Origin of the sequence: Nostoc sp. DedQUE12b (assembly GCF_034530835.1) — a bacterium.
Lineage (GTDB): Bacteria > Cyanobacteriota > Cyanobacteriia > Cyanobacteriales > Nostocaceae > Nostoc.
Map to the genome: position 1 here is coordinate 40,934 of NZ_JAVRCI010000051.1, position 11,111 is coordinate 52,044.

At 41.7% G+C, this 11,111-nt stretch carries 11 protein-coding genes and 1 pseudogene; 5 read left to right on the plus strand and 7 right to left on the minus strand.

Annotated elements, in window-relative coordinates; all coding sequences use genetic code 11:
• Nucleotides 1-121 precede the first annotated feature (121 nt).
• Entirely contained in the window at nt 122-568 is a 447-nt protein-coding gene (locus RMY16_RS22460; protein WP_194046678.1) for a hypothetical protein, read from the minus strand.
• 121 nt (nt 569-689) lie between these two features.
• Nucleotides 690-1,889 (minus strand): anhydro-N-acetylmuramic acid kinase, encoded by a 1,200-nt coding sequence (locus tag RMY16_RS22465; protein WP_322738221.1) that lies wholly within the window; start codon nt 1,887-1,889, stop codon nt 690-692.
• Nucleotides 1,890-2,375: 486 nt separating this feature from the next.
• On the opposite strand from RMY16_RS22465, the gene RMY16_RS22470 reads away from it, so the two are divergent.
• Both RMY16_RS22470 and RMY16_RS22475 read left to right on the plus strand, forming a co-directional pair.
• Nucleotides 2,376-3,137: a PEP-CTERM sorting domain-containing protein gene (locus RMY16_RS22470; RefSeq protein WP_322738222.1), complete on the plus strand. Its 762-nt coding sequence runs from the start codon at nt 2,376-2,378 to the stop codon at nt 3,135-3,137.
• 504 nt (nt 3,138-3,641) lie between these two features.
• Entirely contained in the window at nt 3,642-4,844 is a 1,203-nt protein-coding gene (locus RMY16_RS22475) for an argininosuccinate synthase (protein WP_322738223.1), read from the plus strand.
• Nucleotides 4,845-4,979: 135 nt separating this feature from the next.
• Here RMY16_RS22475 and RMY16_RS22480 read toward each other — a convergent pair whose 3' ends face one another.
• A complete protein-coding gene (locus RMY16_RS22480) occupies nt 4,980-5,609 on the minus strand; it encodes a DedA family protein (protein WP_322664204.1) in 630 nt (209 codons plus the stop codon).
• Between the two features lie 489 nt (nt 5,610-6,098).
• On the opposite strand from RMY16_RS22480, the gene RMY16_RS22485 reads away from it, so the two are divergent.
• The gene (locus RMY16_RS22485) at nt 6,099-6,452 is read left to right on the plus strand and encodes an STAS domain-containing protein (protein ID WP_094348023.1); all 354 of its coding nucleotides are present in this window, start codon (nt 6,099-6,101) and stop codon (nt 6,450-6,452) included.
• A gap of 483 nt (nt 6,453-6,935) precedes the next feature.
• Here the strand turns inward: RMY16_RS22485 and RMY16_RS22490 are convergent, their stop codons facing one another.
• Together RMY16_RS22490 and rpsF are read right to left on the minus strand one after the other, a co-directional pair.
• Nucleotides 6,936-7,496, minus strand: coding sequence for an Npun_F5560 family protein (locus RMY16_RS22490; RefSeq protein WP_194042165.1), 561 nt, complete (start codon nt 7,494-7,496; stop codon nt 6,936-6,938).
• A 207-nt stretch (nt 7,497-7,703) separates the two neighbouring features.
• Nucleotides 7,704-8,063, minus strand: coding sequence for a 30S ribosomal protein S6 (gene rpsF / locus RMY16_RS22495; protein WP_194042163.1), 360 nt, complete (start codon nt 8,061-8,063; stop codon nt 7,704-7,706).
• Between the two features lie 381 nt (nt 8,064-8,444).
• Between rpsF and RMY16_RS22500 the strand changes: the two genes are divergently transcribed.
• Entirely contained in the window at nt 8,445-9,218 is a 774-nt protein-coding gene (locus tag RMY16_RS22500; protein WP_322664199.1) for a fumarylacetoacetate hydrolase family protein, read from the plus strand.
• 3 nt (nt 9,219-9,221) lie between these two features.
• On the opposite strand, the gene RMY16_RS22505 is transcribed toward RMY16_RS22500, so the two are convergent.
• Together RMY16_RS22505 and RMY16_RS22510 are read right to left on the minus strand one after the other, a co-directional pair.
• On the minus strand, nt 9,222-9,698 hold the full coding sequence (locus RMY16_RS22505) for a Tic20 family protein (RefSeq protein WP_094348027.1): 477 nt from the start codon (nt 9,696-9,698) through the stop codon (nt 9,222-9,224).
• Nucleotides 9,699-9,779: 81 nt separating this feature from the next.
• On the minus strand, nt 9,780-9,977 hold the full coding sequence (locus RMY16_RS22510) for a hypothetical protein (protein WP_094348028.1): 198 nt from the start codon (nt 9,975-9,977) through the stop codon (nt 9,780-9,782).
• A 603-nt stretch (nt 9,978-10,580) separates the two neighbouring features.
• Here RMY16_RS22510 and RMY16_RS22515 point away from each other — a divergent pair.
• A pseudogene (locus RMY16_RS22515) lies at nt 10,581-11,111 on the plus strand (hypothetical protein); the annotation flags it as partial.

Here is an 11,111-nt window from a genome sequence, read left to right on the forward strand (position 1 = left end):
CGATGAGTGGTTAAAGTTGGGTAGGAGATATTAGGCGTTGGTAAACCAGTGCGTTGCCAGAGTTTTTTGAACGGCGGTTTTTGGCTTAGAAGAACAGCAAAGTGGTGAGGCAACACTGGCTTTAAGTTGACTGCCTCTCTAGGCTAGCTTCCATTGTGTTAGTTAAAAAATGACCAGCCAAGATACCACTACTGAGGTAATATGTATCTTGCGAAATTCGGTGTAGGGTTTCAAAGCCACTACGACGCTGACGATCGCCTAGTACCCAGTAACGCTGTACGATAGTATCCAGACCAATCCAGCCTTCGCCTTCAACCTGCCCCAAAATATTATGTTGTAGTAAAAAAGTATACTGACGCTCTCCATCATGCAACCGCCCCTTATATTGCAGAGAAATTTCAGAGCGATCGCTACCTGGAAATATCAGTTTTGTGGCCATAGTGAACCAATTATCTCGATTCCAAGCGACCAAGGTCATACCCTTGACGCTAATTGGCATACCATTACGTTCCAGCCAATTTCCTTCCATTGCCCAGCGTCCTGGTTCCAATAAAAAAGTATGAGCCACCTTTTATTCCCTGTCTTGCTCGAGTGCTGCCAAAACTACAGTTATAGCAGTGCTAAGTTACGAGTGCTGAGTTGCGAGTGAAGAATGCAAGAAATTTTTTATCTTGTTTATTGTTCTTGACTCAGGATTGACCTTGGTGAATTTCTCCCAAAAGTACTTCTTGAGGTGCACCTGTGGCTGTAGGTAAGTTGCCAGGAATACCCAAATGTCGCCAGTAGGCTAAAACTGCGAAAGCGATCGCTTCTTTAAAATCTGCACTCAAGCCGACTTCATCTGTTGTCGAGACTGGTATTGCTCCTAACAACAACTGTAACCTTTGTTTCAAATAAAGATTGCGACTACCACCACCACATAATAGTACTCGTTGTGGCATTTCTGGCAAAAAAGTGTGGTAACTATGAAAAATTGAAGCAGCTGTAAGTTCTGTGAGAGTTGCTAGTACGTCAGCAGGATTGAGTTGGTATGCTTGAGCATCTTTTAAACACTGATGCAAGTAAGTCACACCAAATAATTCGCGTCCAGTAGATTTGGGTGGCGGTAGATGAAAGTAGTCTTGGTTGAGCCATTGTTCTACTAATTGATGGCAAGGAGTACCACTTGCTGCCCAATTGCCATCTTCATCATAAGTTTTAGCACCAGCGCTTAAATGCTCCACCGCAAGATCCAACAGACTATTTCCTGGACCAGTATCCCAACCACGAATTTTTGAGAGCCAGTCACCATACCGAGGCGGAATATAAGCAACATTGCCAATACCACCAATGTTTTGAATACAACGCCCCTCCTGGGGATGACTGAGTAAATAAGCATCGACTCTAGGCACGAGAGGCGCACCATGACCACCAATAGCAATATCAGCAACACGGAAATTGCTCACAGTTGCAATGTTCGTAAGATGCGCAATTAATGCACCGCGCCCTAGTTGAAGACTGTAACCTAGTGGGGAGTAGGCAGTGCTTTTCTTCCCTATTCCCCTATCCGCAGGTGGTCGATGATAAACCGTCTGACCGTGGGAGCCAATGAGAGTGGCTGGCTGATGACCAATCTGAATATTTTGGGCGGCTTGGGCAAAGACTTGAGCGATCGCATCATCTATTTCTGCTAATTCTGCCATTGAGATGGCAACGCCTGCACCAACTGCTAATATTCTTTCTCTGAGTTCGGCTGGATAGGGATATGTTGCCCCAGCTACCAACTCAACTTTGAGATCCAATTCTGTGCCGGAAATCTCTACTAACGCAGTGTCTATGCCATCTACGGATGTGCCACTAATTAAACCAATAACGCGAGTAGGGACAACAGCTTTTTCAGTTGGATGCATTGATCGAGATTCTTTTGTTGATTGCAAGAGTTCAGTTTAATTCATGTTACTAGCTATGTCAAAACACTCAGGTTGCATAGTTGACTACAAAAGTAAAAGTCAATAGAGCGAGGGAAGAATGTCAAAACCAATAGCAATGGCTACGAGTTTATTTCTTTTTATCAGCAAACAAAGAATTTCAAACAGTTTTGTTTGTTATCTTGATTGAACCTTAATCAGGACAACATCCGAAGATACAAATTCTTGATATATAAGAGTTAACTTTACAAAATTTTTATCCTCTGACAAATAACAGATGGTATATCAACATTTTTGGCAAGTAAAACTACTTATTTATATTTAATTAAATACCAAAATATTGACCTAATTTAGAAATTTTCAAATAACTAGAAATCCAGTATTTTCATCCTATTTTTATTTTAAAAGACACTACATAATGATTCCAAGTCGGACAACGAACTTTTCAAAAATTAAAAATACAAAATTATGTATCTTACAAAAATTGCTTGTATCGCTGCTCTATCTCTATCTGCAATCTCCTCATTTATCTATGCAGGTTCTGCCCAGGCTATTTCCTTCCAAATAACCACTGGCATTGCAGGCCCTAATGGAGAAACTGACCAAGGTGCTTTTTCTGAGTTTACTCAACTTCCCGGTACGACAACTGTTAACTTCAATAATGGTCAAGCACCAACCACTGGTTTTGCTAAATACTCATTTGAGAACAACAGTGGAACCAGCAGTGTAAGGTCAGATGTATGGGCACCTGCTGGGGCAAATGGTGAGGTCAATAATGGTAAGTATTTGGCAGTTTTCAACGGCGATAAAGTCACAATTAACCTTGGAAATTCCCTCAATTATTTCGGTATTGACTGGGGAGCTATCAGTTCTGGTAACGTTTTTTCCTTCTACAATGGCAATACTCTGATCAAATCATTTACAACTGAAGATGTGAACCCAGTTGCTCCAATTCGTGCCTCACAGCATGGTGGTGAAGGCAATGGATACCTTCACTTCTACTCAGATAGTAAATACGATATTTTCAACAAGATTGTCATTACCCAAACAGGTGGTGGTGGATTTGAAAGTGACAACCATTCTTTCCATCTAGGAACTGACAAATTTACTGGTTTTGACCCCAAGTCTGTTCCTGAGCCTAGTATTACATTAGGTATGCTGGCTGTAGGTGGTATGTTTCTACGCAAGCGCAAGAACGAGAAGTTGCAAAGTGTAAGGCAATCGCATTAAATACATCAATCTTAGCTCAGTAAGATTTTGTCTACACTCTACATTTTAGCCTGTACAAGCATTTCACAACTCAGTTCATATTAAATACAAATCAGGGTGAGCTTACTTAGGTAAACTTGCCCTAATTTTTTTGCCATTTATAATCAAGCCTTCTTCTACGCTCAATGCTACGCGTAGCAAGCTGAGAAAAATTTTCTTTAACTAGACTTTTTGCGTGAAGCAAAAGCCCTCACCCTAAATCCCTCTCCCAAGCTTGGGAGAGGGACTTTGAAATTGGCTCCCATTGTCACAAAATTGGGAGAAGGGGTTGGGGGATGAAGGCAAATTTTACATTTGTGCAAGAGGTCTACTCAATACTGCTTAGACCTTAACCGAACTGTATTGAGAGTGAACTGTAATTCTGGCTCCTAACTTCTGCTATAGGTTGTTGCATGAATAAAATATACATGGATTAGTTTAGATATAATAATGACTCATTCTTTGTTGTCCTAACTGGAGAAATTAATGGGTCGCGCCAAAAAGGTTGTCCTGGCATATTCTGGCGGAGTGGATACCTCAGTTTGCATCCCCTACCTCAAACAGGAGTGGGGTGTGGAAGAGGTAATTACCCTAGCAGCAGACTTAGGTCAGGGAGATGAATTAGAGCCAATCAGAGAAAAAGCTTTGAAATCGGGTGCAAGTGAATCCCTGGTGGCGGATGTCAAAGACAGCTTCGTCAAAGATTACGCCTTTGGAGCGATTCAAGCCAACGCCCTTTATGAAAATCGTTATCCTCTAGGAACTGCTCTGGCTCGTCCACTGATTGCCAAGGTATTAGTAGAAACAGCCGAAAAATATGGTGCTGATGCGATCGCTCACGGTTGCACCGGCAAAGGCAACGATCAGGTTCGCTTTGATGTCTCTGTCACCGCCTTAAACCCCAACCTGAAGATCCTCGCACCAGCCAGAGAATGGGGAATGAGTCGTGAGGAAACGATCGCTTATGGGGAAAAGTTTGGTATTCCTTCACCAGTCAAAAAATCTTCCCCCTATAGTATTGACAAGAATTTGCTTGGTCGTAGTATTGAAGCTGGTTTACTCGAAGATCCGTTATTTGAGCCACCAGAAGAAATTTATGAGATGACCAAAGCGATCGTTCACACTCCCAACGAGCCAGAGTACATCGAAATTGGTTTCCACGGTGGTATGCCCACAACCCTCAACGGCATACCCAAAAAGCCTGTTGAGCTAATTGAAGAACTCAATCAGGCAGTAGGAAATCACGGCATCGGACGGATCGATATGATTGAAAACCGTCTGGTGGGGATCAAATCGCGGGAAATCTACGAATCACCTGCGATGTTGGTGCTAATTCAGGCACATAGAGATTTAGAAAGCTTGACTTTAACGGCAGATGTTACCCATTACAAGCGTGGGATTGAAGAAACTTACAGCCAAATAGTTTACAACGGTTTATGGTACAGTCCACTCAAAGTTGCACTTGATGCCTTTATTCAAAAGACACAAGAGCAAGTTTCTGGAACTGTGCGAGTCAAGTTGTTCAAAGGCAACTCTACGATAGTTGGGCGTTCGAGCGATAATTCCCTCTATACTCCCGATTTGGCAACCTACGGAGCCGAAGATAAATTTGACCATAAAGCCGCTGAAGGCTTTATATACGTTTGGGGACTACCGACTCGCATTTGGTCAAAGCAGATTAGGGGTTAAGAGTTAGGAGTTAGGAGTTAAGAGTTAAAAAAGCAAAATACAAAAGTAAAAGTTAAAAAAATTCACTTTTTACTTTACTCTTCACTCCTCACTCCTCACTTCTCACTTCTCACTTCTCACTTAGTTTATGCTTGACTACTCTTCTGCTGCACCTTTAACCTGGCGAGATTCCAGCCACAGGGGCACAATAATTAAACCAGCGAGGATTAGTAACGCTGCGATCGCAAATTGACCCACCCAAGCAACCAATTGTTCTAAAGAGACAATTTTGCCAGCAAAAAAAGCTAATGTCACCATCAAACTAGCCCAAGCAACTGCTCCTAGCAAGTTGTATAAAAAGAATTTTCCAAAGGGCATTTCAGCTATACCAGCTAGTGGTGCAGCAAAAACTCGTAATAATGCCAAAAAACGCCCAAAAAACACCGCTTTAGCAGCATTTTGACTAAATTGGTCTTTAATACTCAGCAGACGCACTTCAGAAATCCGAAATATGCTGCCAACTTTTACCAGAAAAGCCCAACCGCTAACTCTACCAATCCAATAGCCACAAGTGCCACCAATGACAGCACCCATGATTGCGTCACCGAGAACCAGCCAGAAATTTAGTTCATCGCTGCCAGCTAAAAACCCGCCCACTAAGGTCACGGTTTCACCAGGAAGGGGAATGCCTAAATTTTCTAGCAAAATTCCGAAAAAAATCGCCCAATACCCGTAATTATGAGCAACTTCCTGGATATTTTCTAGTGAAATCAGCTCTAAAGACATTCCGCACCGCCGTCTTTACAAATTTTTACTTTTACTATATCTTTGCTTGTTTTTGGGTGGGGTGTCAATCAAATTAATACATAGAGTCATTAAGTCATTAGTTTAATACTGACTAATCTATAGATTTTAGTCTATGGTAATTGTTAACTTTTCACTGTTAATTATACAATTTTTGTAATTACTACCACATATTCATAATTTATTAAAAAAAGATTAAAAATTTTATAGAAAATTTATAAATATCCGTTTAAATTGTGAAAATTTTGTAAAAGATACGGTTGATACCGAAATTGTTAGGCGCTTATGCCTATATTGATGAAAGTTATCACAAATTATACGACATGAATACTGAAATAAGCTCTTTCAACCGTATGACTGCAATTGCCCAAATATCTGGGTAAAAGAGTCATTTCACTGTCGTTGAAAGAGAAGATGTATTGATGTCTTTTTCAATTTTTTGTCAAGTGTTCCAATTACCCTGTTAAATTCATGGCTTTCACACAAGAACTTCAAGTGATTTTGTTTAAACCCCAAGGAAGCATAGACTTGGAAGGCGGTAAGGCTTTAAGCGAACAGATGGCTGGAGTCGTCCCTCAAGCTTATCAACTCTGGGTCATCGACCTAGCAGAAGTTAACTTTATGGACAGCTCTGGATTAGTTCCTTTAGTAAAAGGCTTAAAAGCTGCACGTCAGAGTGGTTGCCGCTTGGTTCTATGCAATGTACAAGCTCCTGTACGGTTGATTTTGGAACTTACCCAACTCGATACAGTGTTTGAAATTTTTCACACTTACCAAGATATTTTTACCACCGTCAAAGATAACAGTCTGGTGCTAGCAGACTAACTAATAAATCTACCTATAGAAGGATGGCGGAGTCAAGCAATATTTGCATTTTTTCACATTCTTTTAAAATAACAGTCTGGTGCTAGCAGGCTGATATTCTTTCTTGTCTAGAGAAGAATGTTGAGGGAAACTCATGGCTTTGAGCTAGGCAGTATAAATTACAGATGAATGAATCTGCTTATTGGATAATCATCTACCTAAAGCAGTAAAGTTCAGAAATGACTAAAATTGGTCAAAGCAAATGCAACTGTTTGTGATACTCCCCAGCCTTTTAAAGACAGGGTTTTTCAAATTACTCTAAACTAATTGTTTTATATACTGCGTAACTAGTGAAAGGAAGCAGGAGGTAAGAAGGTTAGAATATCAGCTTTTACGTTATTTCTAACTCTATATTTATTTTTGCCTTGAGCTACTACTTGGATACCTCCAAGACGCTTTTATGCACCAATTTCCTACCTCTTAGATTCCACCATAATGGTAACTTTAGGCATTCTGGGGAGTCGAAATATTAGTTTGTTCGGATGCTGGGCGGGGAAAATTTGGTAAATCAATACCGCTGTGACTAGCATTGCGAGTTTTGAGTGCTAAACGGTAACTCACACTTTGCAGTTCTGCTTGCAGTTGGCGGTTTTCCCGTTGTAGCATTGCTACCTTTTCTCTCACTGGCGTCATCCGCTCCTCAAACTTCCGACGGTAAATTTGAGGCAACTCTTGTACTACTTGCTCCAACATCCGAGTGCGATCGGTAAGTTCTTGAACTGACTGTCGCAATTGATAAATTTCGGAGTCACGAGTTGTAATTTGCTCTTGGTAGAACGCCACCTGCTGTTCTACAGCTTGGAGTTGTTCTTGTAAAGCGTGTAACTGGGTCAGATCGCGCTCAAATTCCGGCTGCTGGGGCATAAAACTAGTGTTACCCTTTACCAGCCGGAAGAGTTCTTGAGATAGTTGTTGCACTAATTGATCGCGAAGTTGCAACTCCTGGCGTAGCTGCGATACTTCCGTCGAGAGAACTTGAATATTAGGTGTATCAGATTGGCTCACAGTAGCTTAAAGCTCCCATTCAGAATCTTGTCCACTTTTAGGTATAACTGCGGGAGTACTACCTTTGGCAAGTATTTGTTAATTTAGCATTCCCAAAGAAGTCACGAAAAAAGAAAAAAACAAAATTTTATTGAATGGGAGTAGGGATTAGACATTTAGTTTCTTCCCTAGTCTCTAGTTACTAGCTAGTCCCCAATCCTCAGTCTCTTAGACTGTTGCAGGTGTTGCAGCTACCTTAGTGGGCTTTTCTTTTTCCTCTTTAGGGGGTTTTTCTTCTTCAATGTCCTGCTTAATTGTTAAATAGCGAATCACTTCTTCACTCAAACGCATGGCGCGTTCAAAGGGGGCGATCGCAGTTGCAGGCGCACTGTAGTTTAATTGGATGTAGATACCATCCCGGTGTTTTTTGATTTCGTAAGCCAGACGGCGCTTACCACGATTTTGAATTTGGATCTCTTCAGCGCCTTGATCGCGAAGCAAATTCTGATATTTTGTAACTGCTTGCTCTACCTGTTCCTCTCCGAGGTCAGGACGGAGGATGTACATTGTTTCGTAATTTGTAGTCATATTTTTCAGTTTCCTCGTGGACAAAAGTGGCTGCTGATATTAATTTATACCTAAATTTTATTCAAAATTCCAGTATTAATCAACATCTGAAGCAACAAGGAACTATAATCTTACCAGTTTTCAATTTTGTTTCATTAGCCAAATCGCCTAAGTTTGGATTTTTTGGATGTCCCTAATCAAAACTAGGTTGGGAGGCAACCCCGATATTTCTTTCACAAGATCGATCGAGCTATCAGCTTCGCTAAGGGGTACCTTTCTTTAAGGGCATCTTATAGCGATCGCTTTTTTGCTCAAGGCTCAATCGGTTGGCTAAACAGCTAACTGACGATTGCTACCTACTTACAGCAACTAAAAAGCAGAAAAAAGGTATTTATCAAGGTTATGGCGCAGCGCTACGTGCGAATTCAAAATCCAGAAGGACAGATTTACTATGGGTTACTACAGCTATCCCTGAATGTGCAGGTGCTAGATGCTCCACCCTGGTTACATGGACAACCCACTGATTTAACTTTGACACCAGAAAATTACCAAATTCTGGCTCCCTGCGCTCCCTCAAAAATTGTGGCGGTGGGTAAGAATTATGCAGATCATGCAGCCGAAATGGGAACTCCAGTACCTTCTGAGCCATTAATCTTTCTTAAGCCACCTACGTCGATTATTCCATCTGAGAGGGAAATTAAGTATCCTCCCCAGTCACATAGAGTTGACTACGAAGGAGAGTTAGCTTTAGTGATTGGCGATTATGCCTTTGAATGTACGCCAGAGGTAGCCCAAACCAAAATTTGGGGCTACACCATCGCCAATGACGTAACGGCGCGGGATTTACAAAAACAAGATGGTCAATGGACGCGAGCCAAAGGTTTTGATACTTTTTGTCCCTTGGGGCCTTGGATTGTCCGGGAATTAAATCCAGGAGCAAGATTGCAGACTTTTGTAAATGACGACGCTAATCCAGCCCAATCTGCCTGTATCGATCAGATGGTATTTTCCCCCGATGTTTTAGTTTCCTATATCAGTCAGGTGATGACGCTACTCCCTGGTGATTTGGTGCTTACAGGTACGCCGGAGGGTGTAAGTGCTTTGCATCCAGGCGATCGCGTCCGCGTAGAAATTGAAGGTATCGGTCGCCTGGAAAACACCGTAGCGTCCCGTTAACTTCTAACGCACTTGCATATACACTGCATCGGAAATCGCTGGAATTTCTGCATAACGCCCGCTCACAGACTGGATGACTGAATATGCGACTGCTCCCACTATGCCGATAAAAATGGTTGTGGATAGGGTTTGGATTGCAAAACCACCAGAGGGAACTAGTCCCACAACATCAGTTAGGATGCTAAACAAAAAGATAATGATGTCCAAAAGGATTGCTTGCATGGTGTTGAAACGAATAAAGTGACTAATTTTTTCGTTTCTTACTACCAGCAAAAATAAAGCAAAGAAAATAATCATTCCTGCATAACGCACGCCGTAGTAAATTCTCAACAATGGCAGAAGCGGCAGAAACAGTAGTTGTAATGGTGGAAACTCTGAGAGCAAATATCTACCAAATACAAAAACTTCAATTAGAGGAAGCAAATAAGGCAAGGAAGCAAAAATCCGATCTGAAACTGTTGTAGACCCGCGCCAAGACATTATGCGTTCTCCTGTGGTTAAATTTTAATAGTTACTTGAGCTTAGGATAACGCAGTTGCTAGGTCTTGCTGATAAATTCAACTATTCTATATGGGCGATGCGAAAGCCCATCATGCACTCATACTGGTCTGGCTGTTGTTGAGTAAGTTTGCGAATGGCTTGGCCACAGCGCAGTTGACCCCCACGCCAACGGGGTTGACCGCTCCCGTCAGCGAGTAAACAAGACTGGCAAACTTGCTCAGGGGCAAGGATTTGCTCGTCCATTAAAATGACTAGCATCGAATCCCTCCTGTAAATCCTCATTGTCAACCCACATTTAACTCCGGGGAAGACGTGTTTTGTAGCGCTTCAAAGAGCCACTTCAGATAGATTGGATGCGTTTTGCGTGGTTAAGTGTTGTAATTTGCAATCTCGCTTTGCGCCTAACTTGGGCGATCGCAGAGGACACTTAAGAACCACATCCTACTTCTTTGCAGCAAAAATGTGGGCAATTACAATTCAATAACAATTCTCAAGTGAATTTAAATTTATTGTACGTTGTGTCTATTGCAAAATGGGAATTTTAGTAAAAAATAATACAAAAATTTTTGCACTAAGTTGAGCAAAGACAACTAACGGTATCTATTGCATCCCTGTTAATTTAGCACTAGGATATGTCAAACTTAATATTCAGAAAACAACAAAAGCTTTACGCACAAGCAACACGGCGACTTATTGAAATTCCCTTGAGGTAAGTAGTTAAAGTGTGAGAAGTCAAGTCAGTAAAATTGAGTTAACTTGATAGCCATTTAAGTGAGGCATTTCTAAAATACTGAGGTAAACTTGCAAGCAAGTTAATACACAATATTACTCAGCGGCTCGTCGGTCTGGGCATCACTTACAATGGAACACTGGCAATTTCTGATACAGAAACAAGGCGCTCGCTCGTGGCATATCCTAGAATCGCCAAATTTGGAAATTTTGGAAGGGCAGTATAGAGTTTTGGCTCGTTCTAACCTTCTTAATACAGACGTGGAAGTGCGGGTAACTCACTCTTCAACTGAGGAAGTTCAACCAACGCGGCGAATTTTCAAGCGATCGCGTCGCACTAATTCAGAAGGCATAATGGCGGTAATTCCTTTTACCTACTTCCAACCGGGAGTTTGGGAGTTGCGGTGTTCCGGCGATTTGATGTCGGATCTGCTCGGTAAATCTTGGCAATACAGCGTGCAAGTGCAAGTCTTTTCGTTGTTAGCAGAAAGAGAGCCGAGGAAAAATTTAGACTCAAGTTCACCCGATGATCGCCTAGATACTGTTTCTGAAAACTTGGAATCTAATGCCCCAGCAGAAACTGCAATTACGTTATTTACGTTTGAGAAAGCGATCGCAGTTTCTGAAGGACTGGCAATTACTACAGATGGCAACCTCACTGTT